This window comes from Marinobacterium sp. BA1 (assembly GCF_041155135.1).
GTDB lineage: Bacteria > Pseudomonadota > Gammaproteobacteria > Pseudomonadales > Balneatricaceae > Marinobacterium > Marinobacterium iners.
In genome coordinates, this window is record NZ_BAAFHC010000001.1 from 3,644,878 (window position 1) to 3,660,854 (window position 15,977).

Annotated in this window: 18 protein-coding genes; 10 read left to right on the forward strand and 8 right to left on the reverse strand. The window is 56.7% G+C overall.

The genetic code is table 11. The annotated features are described in order from the left end of the window. The first annotated feature begins 9 nt into the window (after positions 1–9). Genes ribBA through ribA form a run of 6 tightly spaced genes read left to right on the forward strand, consistent with a single transcriptional unit; the run spans position 10 to position 4,206 of the window. Positions 10–1,128, forward strand: coding sequence for a bifunctional 3,4-dihydroxy-2-butanone-4-phosphate synthase/GTP cyclohydrolase II (ribBA, locus tag ACAM29_RS17560; RefSeq protein ID WP_091826818.1), 1,119 nt, complete (start codon positions 10–12; stop codon positions 1,126–1,128). An 11-nt stretch (positions 1,129–1,139) separates the two neighbouring features. Further along, positions 1,140–1,613 (forward strand): 6,7-dimethyl-8-ribityllumazine synthase, encoded by a 474-nt coding sequence (gene ribE, locus ACAM29_RS17565; RefSeq protein WP_091826900.1) that lies wholly within the window; start codon positions 1,140–1,142, stop codon positions 1,611–1,613. Between the two features lie 2 nt (positions 1,614–1,615). Further along, a complete protein-coding gene (gene nusB / locus ACAM29_RS17570) occupies positions 1,616–2,092 on the forward strand; it encodes a transcription antitermination factor NusB (RefSeq protein WP_091826819.1) in 477 nt (158 codons plus the stop codon). A 16-nt stretch (positions 2,093–2,108) separates the two neighbouring features. Further along, a complete protein-coding gene (gene thiL / locus ACAM29_RS17575) occupies positions 2,109–3,086 on the forward strand; it encodes a thiamine-phosphate kinase (protein WP_369624912.1) in 978 nt (325 codons plus the stop codon). Continuing rightward, positions 3,079–3,552: a phosphatidylglycerophosphatase A gene (locus ACAM29_RS17580; RefSeq protein ID WP_091826821.1), complete on the forward strand. Its 474-nt coding sequence runs from the start codon at positions 3,079–3,081 to the stop codon at positions 3,550–3,552. Before thiL ends, ACAM29_RS17580 begins: the two co-directional genes overlap by 8 nt. Before the next feature lie 45 nt (positions 3,553–3,597). Beyond that, positions 3,598–4,206, forward strand: coding sequence for a GTP cyclohydrolase II (ribA, locus tag ACAM29_RS17585; protein ID WP_091826822.1), 609 nt, complete (start codon positions 3,598–3,600; stop codon positions 4,204–4,206). Here the strand turns inward: ribA and dxs are convergent, their stop codons facing one another. Genes dxs through ACAM29_RS17600 form a run of 3 tightly spaced genes read right to left on the reverse strand, consistent with a single transcriptional unit; the run spans position 4,207 to position 7,126 of the window. Further along, the gene (gene dxs, locus ACAM29_RS17590; RefSeq protein ID WP_369624913.1) at positions 4,207–5,985 is read right to left on the reverse strand and encodes a 1-deoxy-D-xylulose-5-phosphate synthase; all 1,779 of its coding nucleotides are present in this window, start codon (positions 5,983–5,985) and stop codon (positions 4,207–4,209) included. A gap of 2 nt (positions 5,986–5,987) precedes the next feature. Continuing rightward, the gene (locus tag ACAM29_RS17595; RefSeq protein WP_369624914.1) at positions 5,988–6,884 is read right to left on the reverse strand and encodes a polyprenyl synthetase family protein; all 897 of its coding nucleotides are present in this window, start codon (positions 6,882–6,884) and stop codon (positions 5,988–5,990) included. Positions 6,885–6,886: 2 nt separating this feature from the next. After that, the gene (locus ACAM29_RS17600; protein ID WP_091826825.1) at positions 6,887–7,126 is read right to left on the reverse strand and encodes an exodeoxyribonuclease VII small subunit; all 240 of its coding nucleotides are present in this window, start codon (positions 7,124–7,126) and stop codon (positions 6,887–6,889) included. Between the two features lie 182 nt (positions 7,127–7,308). On the opposite strand from ACAM29_RS17600, the gene pomA reads away from it, so the two are divergent. The 3 genes from pomA to ACAM29_RS17615 all read left to right on the forward strand — a co-directional run bounded on the left by pomA (position 7,309) and on the right by ACAM29_RS17615 (position 9,580). Beyond that, positions 7,309–8,067 (forward strand): flagellar motor protein PomA, encoded by a 759-nt coding sequence (pomA, locus tag ACAM29_RS17605; RefSeq protein ID WP_091826826.1) that lies wholly within the window; start codon positions 7,309–7,311, stop codon positions 8,065–8,067. Between the two features lie 11 nt (positions 8,068–8,078). Continuing rightward, entirely contained in the window at positions 8,079–9,011 is a 933-nt protein-coding gene (locus tag ACAM29_RS17610) for a flagellar motor protein MotB (protein ID WP_206836494.1), read from the forward strand. Between the two features lie 113 nt (positions 9,012–9,124). Then, positions 9,125–9,580, forward strand: coding sequence for an OsmC family protein (locus tag ACAM29_RS17615; protein WP_206836492.1), 456 nt, complete (start codon positions 9,125–9,127; stop codon positions 9,578–9,580). An 8-nt stretch (positions 9,581–9,588) separates the two neighbouring features. Here the strand turns inward: ACAM29_RS17615 and dtd are convergent, their stop codons facing one another. The 5 genes from dtd to ACAM29_RS17640 form a co-directional block, all read right to left on the reverse strand. After that, positions 9,589–10,038 carry a D-aminoacyl-tRNA deacylase gene (dtd, locus tag ACAM29_RS17620; RefSeq protein WP_369624915.1) on the reverse strand — a complete coding sequence of 150 codons (450 nt, stop codon included), beginning with the start codon at positions 10,036–10,038 and terminating at the stop codon, positions 9,589–9,591. A gap of 11 nt (positions 10,039–10,049) precedes the next feature. After that, positions 10,050–11,000, reverse strand: coding sequence for a prolyl aminopeptidase (gene pip / locus ACAM29_RS17625; RefSeq protein ID WP_369624916.1), 951 nt, complete (start codon positions 10,998–11,000; stop codon positions 10,050–10,052). A gap of 102 nt (positions 11,001–11,102) precedes the next feature. After that, entirely contained in the window at positions 11,103–11,594 is a 492-nt protein-coding gene (locus ACAM29_RS17630) for a DUF1456 family protein (protein WP_091826831.1), read from the reverse strand. Between the two features lie 108 nt (positions 11,595–11,702). Beyond that, on the reverse strand, positions 11,703–13,511 hold the full coding sequence (gene typA / locus ACAM29_RS17635; RefSeq protein WP_206836478.1) for a translational GTPase TypA: 1,809 nt from the start codon (positions 13,509–13,511) through the stop codon (positions 11,703–11,705). Between the two features lie 94 nt (positions 13,512–13,605). Beyond that, a complete protein-coding gene (locus tag ACAM29_RS17640) occupies positions 13,606–13,962 on the reverse strand; it encodes a hypothetical protein (RefSeq protein ID WP_354406639.1) in 357 nt (118 codons plus the stop codon). 355 nt (positions 13,963–14,317) lie between these two features. Between ACAM29_RS17640 and glnA the strand changes: the two genes are divergently transcribed. Further along, a complete protein-coding gene (gene glnA / locus ACAM29_RS17645; RefSeq protein ID WP_369624917.1) occupies positions 14,318–15,724 on the forward strand; it encodes a glutamate--ammonia ligase in 1,407 nt (468 codons plus the stop codon). Positions 15,725–15,977 lie beyond the last annotated feature (253 nt).

Here is a 15,977-nt window from a genome sequence, read left to right on the forward strand (position 1 = left end):
GAGAGAACTATGCAGCTGAATACAACTGAAGAACTGATCGAAGATATCCGTCAGGGCAGGATGGTTATCCTGATGGATGACGAAGATCGTGAAAATGAAGGAGACCTGGTGATTGCCGCCCAGTGCGTGCGTCCCGAAGACATCAATTTCATGATCACCCATGCCCGCGGTCTTGTCTGCCTGACACTGACCCGTGAGCGCTGCGAGCAGCTCAAGTTGCCGCTGATGGTGCAAAACAACGGCGCCGCTTTCTCGACCAATTTTACCCTGTCGATCGAAGCCGCCAAGGGCGTTACCACCGGTATCTCGGCAGCTGATCGTGCGGTCACCGTACACGCGGCTGTGAAGAGTGATGCTCAGCCGGAGGATATCGTTCAGCCGGGGCATATTTTCCCGTTGATGGCTCAACCCGGCGGAGTACTTAGCCGGGCCGGTCATACGGAAGCTGGTTGCGACATGGCGCGTTTGGCCGGGTTTGCGCCGGCGTCGGTTATTGTTGAGATCATCAATGAAGATGGCAGCATGGCACGCCGTCCTGATCTGGAAAAGTTTGCTGCCAAACACGGCATCAAGATCGGCACCATTGCGGATTTGATCCACTACCGTACCCGCAATGAGCACACAGTTGAGCGTGTGGGCGAGGGTGTATTGCCGACCGAGTTTGGCGAGTTTCGTTATGTCAGCTATCGTGACGAAATTCAGAACTGCACTCATCTGGCGCTGGTGAAGGGTGATATCGACCCGAACGAACCCACGCTGGTGCGCGTCCATGTCCGTACTGAAGTGTTGCGTGATGTGGTCGGCGTACGCCGCGGCCCGGAAGTGAAATGGACCATGCGCCGTGCGCTGGAGCGAGTGGCCAACGAAGGCAAGGGTGTGGTGCTGTTGATCGATAAGGGCACCCGTGTCGATCTGGGTGAGGCGATCGAAAGTCTGCTTAATGCTGACCGTACCCGTTCCAAAGTGAACGTCAGTGCATCTGGTGCCTACATGACCGTAGGTACCGGCTCACAGATTCTGCGGGATCTGGGGGTGCATAAAATGCGCCTGCTCAGCTCGCCAATGAAATTCAACGCGATCTCCGGTTTTGATCTGGAAATCGAAGAGTACATCCCCTACGAGGATTGATGGACAAGTCTATGACAGTACAAGTATTTGAAGGCGACTTCGTGAGCGCCGACGGCAAATATGCCATTGTGGTGGGTCGCTTCAACGCGTTTGTGGTTGAAAGCCTGTTGGACGGCGCCATCGATGCGCTGGTGCGCCACGGCGTGTCTGAAGAGAATATTCGTGTCATCCGTGTGCCGGGTGCATTCGAGATTCCGTTGGCGGTCAAGCGAGTGGCACAACAGAAGCAGGATGACGCCATTATCGCGTTGGGCGCCGTAATCCGTGGTGGTACACCGCATTTTGAATATGTTTCGTCCGAAAGCTCCAAGGGCGTGGCGCAGGTGTCCATGGACTACGATATCCCCGTGGCCAATGGCATCCTGACTGTGAATTCCATTGAACAGGCGATTGAGCGTTCCGGTACCAAGGCCGGTAACAAGGGGGCGGAAGCCGCATTGTCAGCGCTGGAAATGGTCAGCCTGATGCGTCAGCTTGAGGTTTGAGCATGAGCGAGTCCACGCCGCGTAAAAAAGGCAAGCCCAATCTGACTGAAATGCGCCGCAGCGCCCGCAGCTTTGCGCTGCAGGCACTGTACCAGTGGTCTGTGGCAGGTCAGAGCGCTAATGAGATCGAGGCGCAGTTTCGGGTCGATAACGACATGAGCACCACCGATGTACAGCTGTTCTCTGAGCTGCTGCGCGGGGTTACGGCAGGCAGCAAGGATTTGGATGAAGCCTACCGTCCCTTCCTTGACCGGCCGCTGACCGACCTGGACCCGGTTGAACTGAGCGTGCTTCGCATAGGTGCCTACGAACTGATTCACCGTTTGCAGGTGCCCTATCGTGTGGCGATCAACGAAAGTGTTGATCTGGCCAAGATATTCGGTGCCACAGAAAGCCACAAGTATGTCAACGGCATTCTCGACAAGCTGGCACAGCGCGTGCGTGCGGCTGAAATTCGTGCTCGGCGTGCTGCCGACTGAACGATGACAGATCCGCGTGGGTGAGTTCGATCTGATCCGGCGCTGCTTCATGCAGGAGCGAACCGGTGCCGGTGTCATCAACGGCATTGGTGATGATTGCGCCGTACTGGAGGTGCCTGCTGGCCAGCAGTTGGTGGTGTCGATCGATACCCTGGTGGAGGGTGTGCACTTTTTGCCCGGTACCGCACCCGCACAGCTGGCCGAGCGTCTTGTGGGCGCTGCGGTCAGTGATCTGGCGGCCATGGCCGCGACCCCCGCCTGGATTACACTGGCCGTAACCCTGCCGCAGGCGGATGAAACCTGGCTGCTGGCCTTCTCGCGCGCACTGTCTCAGCGTTGCAGTGAGCTGGGTATTGCCTTGGTGGGAGGGGATACCACCCGTGGCCCGGTCTGCGTTCTCAGTGCTCAGGTGCATGGGCTGGTGCCCAATGGCCAGGCGTGGCTTCGCAGTGGTGCAGTTCCCGGAGATCGCATTCTGGTGACTGGCTCTCTTGGGGACAGCCGTGGCGGCCTGGAAACGCTGCTGCAGCCGCTGCCCGTGAGTGCAGAGCCAGAAGCGGTTGAACAGTTGAGGCAGCGCTTTTACCGCCCGGAACCGAGGCTTGAGCTGGCTCAGAGCCTGCGTGAACATGTACATGCGGCCATTGATATCTCGGATGGCCTGCTGGGTGATCTGGGCCATATCCTCGAAGCCTCTGGAGTGGGAGCGCGGCTGCAGGTAGATCAGTTACCTGTCTCATTCGCCCTGCAGCAGCTTTATCCCCAGCAGGCGCAAGACTGGGCACTGGCCGGTGGCGAAGACTTTGAGTTGTGTTTGGCAGTACCTGCCGCACAGCTGTCGTCCTGTCTGGACACGGCGCAAGCGCTCGGCATTCGCCTGACCGATGTCGGTGAAATAACCGCCGACACCGGGCTTCAGGTTCTGCAAGCGGGGACAACGGTGCTGGGTGACTTGCCTGGCAGTTGGGATCATTTCAGGAGTGAAGATGAATAAAGCCCCCGCCTCGGTGTGGCGCAATCCGATCCATTTTCTGGCCTTTGGTCTGGGCAGCGGTGCCTCGCCGAAGGCGCCGGGTACGGCAGGAACTCTGGCGGCGGTACCGCTTTGGTATTTGCTGTCACAGACACCGCTGGCGATGTACCTGCTGCTGGTATTGCTCGCCTTTGTGATCGGGATCTGGTTGTGTGGGCGTACATCCCGGGATCTGGGTGTTCATGACCACGGCGGCATTGTCTGGGATGAGTTTGTCGGCTATTGGATCACCATGATCGCGGTACCGGTGGACTGGGTCTGGGCGCTGGCGGGTTTTATCCTGTTCCGCCTGTTCGATATTCTCAAACCCTGGCCCATTGGTCCTGTGGACAAGCGGGTGCACGGTGGGCTGGGTATCATGCTGGATGATGTGCTTGCGGGCGTTATGGCCGCCGCAGTACTGCACGGGCTGATCTGGCTGTTTTGAGCCGACAGCTTGAATTGAAAAGAATTTGCAGAGGAAACAACCAAGGTGTCAGTTCAGTATGTAGCCGATTCGCGGCTGCCAACCCCCTGGGGGGTGTTTACCATGGTGGGGTTTGAAGACCCCGCCACCGGGAAAGAGCACGTCGCGCTGGTGTTCGGCGAAGTGGCCGGTGACGAGCCGGTACTGGCCCGTATTCACTCCGAGTGTCTGACCGGCGATGCGCTGTTCAGCCTGCGCTGTGATTGTGGTTTCCAGCTGCAGGAAGCACTGAAGCGCATCGCGGAAGAGGGCAGGGGAGTACTACTGTATCTGCGTCAGGAGGGCCGGGGAATTGGCTTGCTGAACAAGATCAAGGCGTATCACCTGCAGGATGGCGGTGCCGATACAGTGGAAGCCAACGAGCAGCTGGGTTTTGCCGCCGACATGCGTGACTACAGCATGTGTGAGCCGATGCTTGAGCATCTGGGCATCAAGGCCGTGAAGTTGATGACCAATAACCCGCGCAAGGTGTCAGCACTGGAGAAATACGGCGTCAACGTGTCAGAGCGTGTACCGCTCCAGGTGGGTAAGAATCGCCACAACGAAAGCTATCTGCAAACCAAGATGGGTAAGCTCGGCCACATGATGACCGAACACCACTTCAAGGATGAATAACTAACCCTGCAAGCGCTGCCGGATCGCGGTTTCGATACCGGCAGTATCCAGGCCGCACTCGGCCAGCTGCTCGCTGCGACTGGCGTGACCTATCCAGCGATCCGGTATTCCCAACAGCAGCAGTTCTGTATCCAGGGCCGCCTGAGTGCAGAACTCGGCTACCGCTGAGCCTGCCCCACCTTGAATGGCATGATCTTCCAGCGTGACCAGCAGTTCATGCTCATCTGCCAGTTGCTCGACCATGCAACTGTCCAGCGGTTTCACAAAGCGCATGTCTACCAATGTATATCCATTCGTGTCGGCTACCTGGCGCGCACTGTCCAGCAACGGGCCAAAATTGAGCAGTGCCACCTGTTTTCCTCTGCGCAGTACTCGGCTTTTGCCAATATCCAGTGTAGCTGCATCGTCTGTCTGTGGCAGGGCAGCACTGCCACGGGGGTAGCGAACGGCGGCAGGCCCCGGGTACTGATAGCCCAGTGTCAGCATCGCTTCCAGCTCGGTCTCATCGGCTGGTGTCATCAGCAGCAGACCGGGCAGGCATCGCAACGCCGCGATGTCGAAGCTGCCGGCGTGGGTAGCGCCATCTTCACCCACCAGCCCTGCCCGATCGATCGCCAGCAGCAGGTCGAGATCCTGAATCGCCACATCATGTACGATTTGGTCCCAGGCACGCTGCAAAAAGGTGGAATAGATCGCCAGCACCGGTTTCATGCCGCTGCAGGCGAAGCCCGCGGCCAGAGTCGCGGCGTGCTGCTCGGCGATGGCAACGTCAAAATAGCGCTCGGGAAAGCGCTCGGAGAACTCGATCAGATCCGAGCCTTCGCGCATCGCTGGTGTAATCCCGATCAGGCGTGAGTCCCGAGCGGCAGTCTCGGCGAGCCAGCGGCCGAATACATTGCAGTACTTGGGCCGTTTGGCAGTGTTGTCGACTGCGGCCAGCGGCTCGATTTTGGTCAGAGCATGGTAGCCAACCGGGTCCGCTTCGGCCGGTGCGAAACCTTTGCCCTTGCGGGTGATGACATGCAGCAACTGTGGGCCGGGGCATTGCAATGACCGCTCCAGTGCCGGCAGCAGCAGGCTGAAGTCGTTTCCGTCCACTGGGCCGGAATAATTGAACTCGAGTGCCTTGAACAGAGCGGCGGTGACGGGGCCATCCATTTTCTGTTTCAGATTGCGTGCCAAGTAGCTCGCCAGGCCGCCTTCGTTACGTGAGATCGACATGTCGTTGTCGTTGAGGATCACAAGCAGGTCGGCGCGGGTGTGGGCGGCATGATTCAACGCTTCGAACGCCATGCCTGCGGTCATGGCACCATCACCGATCACCGCTACGGTACGGCGGTTTTCACCCTGTAGCCGGTAGCCCAGCGCCATGCCCAGTGCGGCACTGATCGAGGTACTGGAGTGGCCTGTACCAAAACTGTCATAGGGGCTTTCGGTGCGTTTTGGAAAGGGGGAAAGACCCCCTTTCTGACGCATGCTGGCCATGGAGTCGCGCCGACCGGTCAGAATCTTGTGTGGATAACTCTGGTGGCCCACATCCCAGATAAGGCTGTCATCAGGGGTATTGAGCAGGTAATGCAGTGCAATGGTCAGATCGACCACGCCCAGGCCTGCGCCGAAATGTCCTCCGGTCTGGCCCACGGACCAGAGCAAAAAGGCACGTAGTTGCCGGGCTAGTTCAGGCAGGTCGGTACGACTTAACTGGCGCAGATCGGTCGGTGACTGGACGAGGTCCAGCAAGGGGGTATCGGGTCGCTGGTCAGGAATCCGATTGAACATGCTCAATGGTCACGCGCAACAATGTAGTCGGTCAGGGCAATCAGCGCTTCGGCATCAGGGCCAAAGCCTGTGAGTATGGCTACGGCTTCCTGGTGCAGTTGGTTCAGTTTTGAGCGTGCACCTTCCATGCCCAGTAGAGCGGGATAGGTGGGTTTGTTCTGTGCCTGATCAGACCCCTGGGGTTTGCCCAGCGTGGCTGTATCACCTTCAATGTCGAGCAGGTCGTCCTGGACCTGAAATGCCAGCCCGACCAGATCGCCAAAGCGACGCAGTTGGTCCAGACGTTCGCCTTCCGGCTCACCGGCTGAAAGTGCGCCCAGCTCTACGGCACAGGTAATCAGTGCTCCGGTCTTGCAGGTGTGCATTGCCTGCAGCTGCTCCAGTGTCAGAGGCTGGCCTACATGACCAAGGTCAAACGCCTGCCCGGCTACCATGCCCTGCCGACCGCTGGCGCGTGCCAGCACCTGCATCATCTTCAGCTGACGCAGTGCCAGTGTTGGGTCGATGATTTCGCTCAGTTGCTCAAACGCCAGACACTGCAGGGCATCACCGGCCAGGATGGCTGTCGCCTCATCAAAGACAATATGACAGGTGGGTTTGCCGCGACGCAGGTCGTCGTCATCCATCGCCGGCAGGTCATCATGGATCAGCGAATAGCTGTGGATGCACTCAATGGCAACCGCTGCCCGGTCAGTCAGGGCGTGAGGAGGCTGGTCGGTACTGCACAGCTGGTGGCTAAGGTAGACCAGTGCCGGTCGCAGGCGTTTGCCGCCGTTAAGCAGGCCGTAACGCATTGCTTCGGGCAGTCGGGGCTCAAGTGAGGCCGTTTCCTGAAAAAGTTGCTCAAGCTGCAGCTCAGTGCGAGAGCGGTACTGAGCCAGTACCTGCTGAATGTCCATGCCTACTCTTCCCGGTTGGGGAAGTCGTTGGCGTGAATTTCGCCATCCTGCTCAGTCAGCAGCTGCACTTTCTGCTCGGCCTGTTGCAGAATGGTCTGACATTCACGCGTGAGACGTACCCCTTGCTCGAATGAAGCAAGGGCATCTTCAATGGGCAGGTCTCCCTGCTCAAGACGTACCACGAGGCTTTCAAGCTCTGACAGGGCGTGTTCGAAGTCGGGTTTCTCGGCTTTGCGGGTCATGCGGATTTCATCTGATCGGTTAAGGCGTTCACGTTAACCAACCTGCCGACAGGGGTCAATCAGAGCTATGGAAAAAGCTGATCAAAGCGTGAACGTATGTTTAATTCTGGTATGATCTGCTGCTGGCAAAGTCAGCGTTCTTGCCCTTTATTAGCATCGGTACATATTTTCAGGAGCGATCAGTGGATCTGGCTACCCTCGTTGGTCTCTTAGGGGCTTTTGCTATCATCGTTGCCGCGATGGTACTGGGCGGTGATATCGGTATTTTTGTTAACCCACCATCCATGCTGATTGTTATCGGCGGAACACTGCTGGTGGTGTTGATGAAATTCACCCTCGGGCAGTTTCTCGGTGCCGGAAAAATCATGGCAAAAGCGTTCATGTTCAAGTCGGTTAACCCTGAGGACATCATTGCCGAAACGGTTGATCTGGCAGATGCTGCACGCAAGGGAGGGCTGCTGTCACTTGAGGATAAAGAGGTTTCCTCCGAGTTCATGCAGCGTGGTATTCAGCTGTTGGTGGACGGGCATGACCCTGAGGTAGTCAAACAGCTGTTGAAGAAAGAGGCAGGCCTTACATACGAGCGACATGACTTTGGCTCCAAGATATTCCGAGCCATGGGCGATGTGGCACCGGCAATGGGCATGATCGGCACCCTGGTGGGCTTGGTACAGATGCTGTCCAACATGTCCGACCCCAAATCGATTGGTCCGGCCATGGCGGTTGCACTGTTGACGACACTGTACGGTGCGATGATCGCCAACATGTTTGCCATTCCGGTAGCGGACAAGCTGGAGGTACGCAAGGATGAGGAGGCGCTGAATCAGGCCCTGATCATCGACGGCCTGCTGGCGATCCAGGCGGGTCAGAACCCGCGTGTAATCGATCAGATGCTGCGCAACTACCTGCCCGAGCGCAAGCGTGCCGTTGCTGAAAGCTGAGGGAGCCGGCCATGAGTGACGACAGCGAAGACAAGAAATGTAAATGTCCGCCGGCGGGGTCACCCTTGTGGATGGCGACCTTTGCCGACCTGATGTCGCTGCTGATGTGTTTCTTCGTGCTGCTGCTCTCCTTCTCGGAAATGGACGTGCTCAAATTCAAGCAGTTGGCCGGCTCGATGCGTGAAGCGTTTGGCGTTCAGAACCAGATCAAGGTGGAAGATATCCCGAAGGGCACCTCCATCATTGCGCAGGAGTTCAGCCCAGGTCGCCCTGAGCCGACGCCCTTGAATGAAGTGCGTCAGATGACGGTCAACAATGACCTCAATAGCCTGGATGTGCGCTCGCGTGAGGGCGAGGCCCAAATCGAAGATGAATTGAAGGGGCTTGAAGAGCTGCGCCGACAGCAGGAAGAGCAGGCTCAGCAGGAGGCGGTCGCCGTTGCTCAGGCGCTGGCGGCTGAAATCGGTGAGGGCAGTATTGAGGTTGAAACTGATGGCACTCGCATCATCATCCGAGTAAAGGAGCGTGGATCATTTGATTCTGGCTCGGCCGAGTTGAAGTTTCAGTATATCCCGGTGATCGCCAAAATTCGTGACCTGCTGCTGGATATCAGTGGCAAGGTAGCCATTGAGGGGCACACTGACAATATCCCCTATTCAGGGCGGCGCTTCGAGTCCAACTGGGATCTTTCAGCTGCACGAGCGCTGGCGGTGGCGCATGAACTTTTTGCTGACCGCCGTATAGATCAGTCCCGCTTCAATATTACCGGCTATGCCGATACCCGTGCGCTGGCACCCAACAGCACGGCGGAGCTTCGCGCTCGCAACCGCCGTGTGGAGATTGTCATTCAGAAGGGTGACGCAGAAGAGGCACTGGATCGCCTGCAATCACGCCCTGACGGCGATACAGAAGGAACGCCGATTGACCCTAGCGGCCTGTTCTGAGGGCCGGGTCTGGTATTGAGTCATTCTCTTCTTCGCCCGAAGGGAGCGTTTGCATCTGCCGGCGGGAATTAATAATATTAGTTTATTCTTAACTAATGTGTGAGGAGTCGTGCATGAGCGCCGACAAGCGAGTCAGTGTTAACGCCCAAATGACGGAAGGTTTTGCCGTTCGCGCGGATATCCGTGGCCATCAGGTCGTGATTGACCAGCCGGAGGCTGCCCGTGGACAAAACCAGGGACCTACCCCGCTGGAGTATTTTTTGTTCTCGCTCGGTGGTTGTATCTGCACTATCGGCCGTATCGCGGCGATGCAGCAGAAGATTGAGCTGCGTGGCATGAAAGTCAGTGTTGAGGGTGACTACAACCCTGCCGGTTTGCTGGGCAAACCCAGTGATGACCGCACTGGCTTCCAGCAGATCCAGGTATCAGCCGAGATCGATGCCGACATGACCGATGAAGAGAAGCAGGTGTTTCTGGATGCGGTCTGTGAACGTTGCCCACTGCATGACAATATCAAACTGGAAACACGGGTGACCCACCACTTGGTTGAGCCCAGCTGCATCGCTTGATGCCGCTGTCAGTCGACGGGCGGCACCTCCAGCAGAAAGGTGACCGGCCCGTCATTCAATAGCTCTACTTTCATATCCGCACCAAAGCGACCGGTTTCGACTGACCCATGCATGGCCCGCGCCCGCTGAACAAAGAGGTCATACAGTCGCTCACCTTCAGCGGGTGTAGCACCGCGGGAAAAGCCGGGCCTGAGCCCCTTGCGCGTATCGGCAACCAGTGTGAACTGCGATACCACCAGCAGCCCGCCCCCTACATCGGTCAGGCTTCGATTCATTTTGCCATCGACATCCGGAAAAATGCGGTAGTTCAGGACCTTTTGCAGCAGCTTGTCAGCTGTTGTTTCGTTGTCACCCTGTTCCACTCCCAGCAATAGCAGAATGCCACCATCAATGGCACCGGTAATCTCGTTATCCACTTTTACGCAGGCATGGCTGACACGTTGAATCAGTCCCTTCACAATATTGCTCCTCAGGCGCTGCGCTGGACAAATTCGTCGGTAGCGTGGACCAGATTGTCGATAATGCCGGGTTCAAAGGCCGAGTGGCCGGCATCTCGAACGATATGTAGATGCGCATGCGGTGCCGCCTGTTGCAGGGCAAAGGCCTGCTCTAGCGGGCAAACCACATCGTAGCGGCCGTGCACGATGGTGATCGGGATATCCGCAAGCCGGTGGGCGTCATTCAGGATCTGATCCGACTCCAGAAACGCCTTGTGGATAAAGTAGTGCGCCTCGATCCGTGCCATCGCAAGGGCAAAATGGGGATCGGCAAAGTGTTCAACGACATCCGGGTTCGGGTCCAGTGTTGAACAGCGCCCCTCCCACACGGACCAGGCCTTGGCTGCTTGCATCCGTACCAAGTCGTTGTTTCCGGTCAGGCGCTGATGGTAGGCACTGAGCAGGTCGTTTCGCTCTGTAGCGGGAATGGGCTGCAAGTAATCCTGCCAGTAGTCGGGGAAGAGGGCGCTGGCACCCTGCTGGTAGAACCACTGTATATCCTGGTCGCGGCAGAGAAAAATGCCGCGCAGAATCATGCCGGCGACGCGTTCAGGGTGCGTCTCGGCATAGACCAGGCTCAGCGTCGAGCCCCAGCTGCCACCAAACAGCAGCCATTGCTCAATGCTGAGGAATTCCCTGATCCGCTCCATGTCCGCCACCAGTGCCTGAGTGGTATTGGCTTCGAGCTCTGCATGCGGCGTTGAGCGACCACAGCCGCGCTGGTCGAACAGGATGATGCGATAGCGCTCGGGGTTGAAGAAACGTCGGTGAGTTGGTCCGCAGCCCCCGCCGGGTCCACCGTGTACAAACAGAACCGGAATGCCGTTGGGGTTGCCGCATTCCTCCACGTACAGGGTATGTCGGTCGCCCACCTCAATATAGTACTCGTGATTGATGCCGATCTCGGGGTAGAGGGTGCGCATGAGACTCTCCTGTGGGTAACGAATAGGGCCAGTATATCGGCCCACTGCAGTCAGGTGAACTGATGCCTGTACTCGGGTCGGAAGTGTTGATCCGGACAGGTTTTAATGGGCCTCTGAATCAATGGCGCCTGCATTGTCAGGGCGAAGCCGCCGCTGCAAACCGAGCAGAAAGTTGCGCAGAATCTGGTCCTTGCATTCCCGGTAGTGCTTGTTGTCGGGTTTGCGGAAAAAAGCACTCAGTTCGTGCTTGCTCAGAGGGAATCCAACGCTCCGCAGGGTATCCAGCACATCATCCGAGGTCATGTTCAGGGCAATTTTCAGCTTCATGAATACCATGTTGTTGCTCAGGCGTTTTTCCGGTTGAGGCTGTTCGCCTTCGCGACGGCCACGGCGGGTATTGATCAGGCCGTTAAGGAAAATGGCCAGTTCGGTATCCGTCGCTGCGCAGTACGCGGAGTCATCCTCTTTTCGCAACCAGTTGACGATCTGCTCCTGGGTAACGGGGTGGTCGGCAGCTGCAAAGATCTCGACCATGGCCGAATCCTTGAGATCAAAAGTGTAGCGCAGGCGCCGCATTATATCGTTGTTGTTCACGGGTATTCCTTTGTGGGTACCCCATCATCGATTTGCAGATGGGGCCAGACAAACAAAAAGGCCGGGGATTGCTCCGCCGGCCTTTCCATATGTTACGCAGTCAAGCGATTACTTCTTGTTGCGCTTGCGCTCGTTCTCTTTCAGCAGCTTCTTGCGGATGCGGATGGCTGCTGGGGTCACTTCGACCAGCTCATCATCTTCGATGAAATCAAGAGCCTGTTCCAGTGAGTACTTGATCGGCGGGGTCAAAACGATGTTTTCATCGGTACCGGACGCGCGTACGTTGGTCAGCTGCTTGCCCTTGGTGGGGTTGATCACCAGGTCATTATTGCGGCTGTGAATACCCAGCACCATGCCTTCATAGACCTCAACGTTGGGGTCTATGAACAGGCGGCCGCGCTCCTGCAGGTTGAACAGGGCATAGCCCAGTGCCTTGCCGGTGACCATGGACACCAGTACACCGTTGTGACGAGAGATCACGTCACCGGCCTTGACCGGGCCGTAATGGTCGAAGACCGATGTCATGATGCCGGTACCGGATGTCATGGTCATGAACTGGCTGCGGAAGCCGATCAGGCCGCGGGACGGCATCATGAAGGTCAGGCGTACACGACCCTTGCCGTCCACTTCCATGTTGGTCATGTCAGCGCGACGTTTGCCCAGTTCTTCGATGATGGAACCCTGGTGCTCTTCTTCCACGTCGATCATCACGACTTCGTAAGGCTCGTGAATTTCGCCGTTCACTTCTTTCTGAATAACTTCGGGGCGTGATACACCCAGTTCGAAGCCTTCGCGGCGCATGGATTCGATCAGTACCGACAGATGCAATTCACCACGACCGGATACACGGAATTTTTCCGGGGTATCACCGGGCTCAACACGCAGGGCCACGTTATGAATCAGTTCACGATCCAGACGCTCCTTGATGTTACGGCTGGTGACGAACTTGCCTTCCTGGCCTGCAAACGGAGAATCGTTGACCTGGAAGGTCATGGATACGGTGGGCTCATCAACAGACAGTGCCGGCAGTGCTTCGACTACTTCCGGGTCGCACAGGGTATCGGAGATGTTCAGCTCATCCAGACCGGTCACACAGATGATGTCACCCGCCTGAGCCGTATCAACTTCGATACGCTCCAGACCGTGGTAACCCATGATCTTGAGAACACGGCCGTTACGCACCTTGGCGTGGCTGTCGATCACCTTCACCTGAGTGTTGGTCTTGACTCGACCGCGGGACACGCGGCCAACACCGATAACGCCCACATAGCTGTTATAGTCCAGCGCGGAAATCTGCATCTGGAACGGTCCGTCGGCATCGACACGCGGTGCGTGCACGTGCTTGACGATCGCTTCAAACAGCGGTGTCATGTCATCGGCCATTTCTTCGGGGTCATTGCCGGCAATGCCGTTCAGGGCAGAGGCGTAGACGATCGGGAAGTCCAGCTGTTCGTCAGTGGCACCCAGATTGTCGAACAGGTCAAATACCTGGTCCATAACCCAGTCCGGACGCGCACCCGGGCGGTCGATCTTGTTGATGACCACGATCGGGTGCAGGCCCTGAGCAAAAGCTTTCTGAGTTACGAAGCGAGTCTGCGGCATCGGGCCGTCAACCGCATCCACCAGCAGCAGAACCGAGTCCACCATGGAGAGTACACGTTCAACCTCACCGCCAAAGTCCGCATGTCCCGGGGTATCAACGATGTTGATTCGGTAGTCGTTCCAGCGAATGGCCGTGTTCTTGGCCAGAATGGTGATACCGCGCTCACGCTCCTGGTCATTGGAATCCATGATGCGCTCAGCGCTTTCATCGCGGCGGTTCAGAGTGCCTGACTGCTGCAGCAGCTTGTCGACCAGTGTGGTTTTGCCGTGGTCAACGTGGGCGATAATGGCAATATTTCGGAGGTTTTCAATCACGCGTGTGTACCCTGTGATGGTGTAAAGCGCGACATTATACGGAAGGGAGGTTAAACAAGCGATCACTGAGTGATCATTATTCTGTGACAGCAGTCTATTTTTTTCCATTGACCTCAGACTGATACTGCTCGCTTGCGGTGCAGTACTTCTGAGCCATGTGCAGATAGTGTGATCGGGTATCGCCGCTATAGGTATCCGTCAGTGCACGGTAACGACTGCAGCGGGCTCGAAGTGTGTGGGCGGCCTGCTCGCGGCAGAGTCGATACATATAGCTGCTATCGGGGTAGTTGTAGCAGATTGTTTCCAGTCTGATCTCACCGTTACGTTCCAGCCACTGCGCCGGGAAGCGCTTGCGGTAGCTTTCCTCTGAGGCGGTGGAGGCTGTCGCAGCGGTGCTGATGCTCAATAATGCGGTCATCAGTGTGGCAATCATCAATTCCCTGGCAGCCATGTTCCTCTCCGTTGGTTGAGCATCTCGTCGTCACAGGTTACTGGTAAAAAAAGCTGTCGGGAAGCCTGCCTCAGGCACAGCATTTCTGGTCTGATTGCACTATCATGGATTACCGATTACCAGTACGGCCCCAAAATCGACCATCAATGCACCTTAATGGGTCATTATTTCCCGGCATGCACGATTTTGGTGCCTTCTGTATTATCAAAGGATGTGAGATAAGCAGAAAATCAGTGGGTTAGCATGATTTTCAAGATGGCACAGCCTTTGCTTATGTAATAGCAAACCGGTTTCCGGATCCGTAATGACAGAAGTATTGTTTTGGCAATACTTAATAACGAGTGGGGATAGCCAAATGTCAGAGAAGACTCTGAATCTGATCAAAGAAAGCGGCGCAAAATGGATCGACATGCGCTTCACCGATTTCAAGGGCAAGGAGCAGCACGTGACCATCCCTGTCACAGACATGGGTGATGACTTCTTTGAAGACGGCAAAATGTTTGATGGTTCTTCCATTGCCGGCTGGAAGGGTATTCAGGAATCCGACATGATCCTGCGTCCGGATGACAGTGCTTCCGTTCTGGATCCCTTTACCGAAGATGCAACCGTTATCGTACGCTGTGACATCATCGAGCCGGCTACTGGCCAGGGTTATGAGCGTGATCCGCGTTCTGTTGCGCGACGTGCTGAAGAATACCTGAAGTCTACCGGTATCGCTGATTCCGCCATGCTGGGCCCAGAGCCAGAATTCTTCGTGTTTGACGGTGTTGAATGGCATGCTGACATCAGCGGCTGCGGTTACAGCATCCAGTCTGAAGAAGCATCATGGGCATCCAACCACAAGATCGAAGGTGGTAACACCGGTCACCGTCCGCGCGTCAAAGGCGGTTACTTCCCGGTTCCGCCGATTGATTCCCTGCACGATCTGCGTGCAGCGATGTGTGATGCCATGGAAGCCATGGGCCTGACCATCGAAGTACACCACCACGAAGTGGCGACTGCCGGTCAGTGTGAAATCGGTGTGCGTGGCAACACCCTGGTCGCCAAGGCAGACGAAGTTCAGATCCTGAAGTACTGTGTACACAACGTTGCACACGCATACGGCAAGACCGCTACCTTTATGCCCAAGCCGCTGGTTGGTGATAACGGTTCCGGCATGCATGTTCACCTGTCCATGTCCAAGGACGGTGCAAACATCTTCGCGGGTGACGGCTACGGTGGTCTGAGCGAAACCGCTCTGTACTACATTGGTGGTATCGTTAAGCACGCCAAAGCGCTGAATGCTATCTGCAACCCGTCTACCAACTCCTACAAGCGTCTGGTCCCGGGCTTCGAAGCACCGGTAATGCTGGCGTACTCCGCTCGCAACCGTTCCGCTTCCCTGCGTATTCCGTACACCACCAGTCCGAAAGGGCGTCGTGTTGAAGCGCGCTTCCCTGATCCGGCTGCCAACCCGTACCTCTGCTTTGCAGCGCTGCTGATGGCCGGCCTTGACGGTATCCAGAACAAGATTCACCCGGGCGATCCGGCTGACAAGGATCTGTACGACCTGCCGCCGGAAGAGGCAAAAGAGATCCCGACTGTTGTCGCTTCTCTGACCGAAGCGCTGGATGCTCTGGAAGAAGACCGTGAGTTCCTGACACGTGGCGGCGTATTCACCGACGACATGCTGGATGCGTACATCAAGCTGAAGCGTGAAGAAGTGGCCAAAGTGAACATGACCACTCACCCGGTCGAGTTCGACCTGTACTACTCCGTGTAATTCGACACTGAGTTGTAAAACTGAAAAGGCTTCCCTCGGGAGGCCTTTTTTGTCTCCGGCATTCAGGCTTGTGCGTTTCCGGTGCAAGAGTGCACCGGATTAAATCTTTGCACTATTATGGTGCGTAATACCATTTTCAATAGCTGACCTACAGGGCCTTGGTTTGGCCTCAAGCCCCATATGCCGGGCGATTGGGATTTCAGAAAAACTGGCGCTTTTCTTGCATGAGAAGGGTCAGGAAGGAGAGCAGCCG

What these genes read in the sequence shown, in the direction of transcription:
- nusB (WP_091826819.1), top strand. Translation starts at nt 1,616, where the DNA reads ATGAGCGAGTCCACGCCGCGTAAAAAAGGCAAGCCCAATCTGACTGAA.
- ACAM29_RS17595 (WP_369624914.1), bottom strand. Translation starts at nt 6,884, where the DNA reads ATGGACATTCAGCAGGTACTGGCTCAGTACCGCTCTCGCACTGAGCTG.
- pip (WP_369624916.1), bottom strand. Translation starts at nt 11,000, where the DNA reads ATGCGCACCCTCTACCCCGAGATCGGCATCAATCACGAGTACTATATT.
- ribBA (WP_091826818.1), top strand. Translation starts at nt 10, where the DNA reads ATGCAGCTGAATACAACTGAAGAACTGATCGAAGATATCCGTCAGGGC.
- ACAM29_RS17580 (WP_091826821.1), top strand. Translation starts at nt 3,079, where the DNA reads ATGAATAAAGCCCCCGCCTCGGTGTGGCGCAATCCGATCCATTTTCTG.
- ACAM29_RS17610 (WP_206836494.1), top strand. Translation starts at nt 8,079, where the DNA reads ATGAGTGACGACAGCGAAGACAAGAAATGTAAATGTCCGCCGGCGGGG.
- ACAM29_RS17600 (WP_091826825.1), bottom strand. Translation starts at nt 7,126, where the DNA reads ATGACCCGCAAAGCCGAGAAACCCGACTTCGAACACGCCCTGTCAGAG.
- ACAM29_RS17640 (WP_354406639.1), bottom strand. Translation starts at nt 13,962, where the DNA reads ATGGCTGCCAGGGAATTGATGATTGCCACACTGATGACCGCATTATTG.
- glnA (WP_369624917.1), top strand. Translation starts at nt 14,318, where the DNA reads ATGTCAGAGAAGACTCTGAATCTGATCAAAGAAAGCGGCGCAAAATGG.
- dxs (WP_369624913.1), bottom strand. Translation starts at nt 5,985, where the DNA reads ATGTTCAATCGGATTCCTGACCAGCGACCCGATACCCCCTTGCTGGAC.
- ribE (WP_091826900.1), top strand. Translation starts at nt 1,140, where the DNA reads ATGACAGTACAAGTATTTGAAGGCGACTTCGTGAGCGCCGACGGCAAA.
- ACAM29_RS17615 (WP_206836492.1), top strand. Translation starts at nt 9,125, where the DNA reads ATGAGCGCCGACAAGCGAGTCAGTGTTAACGCCCAAATGACGGAAGGT.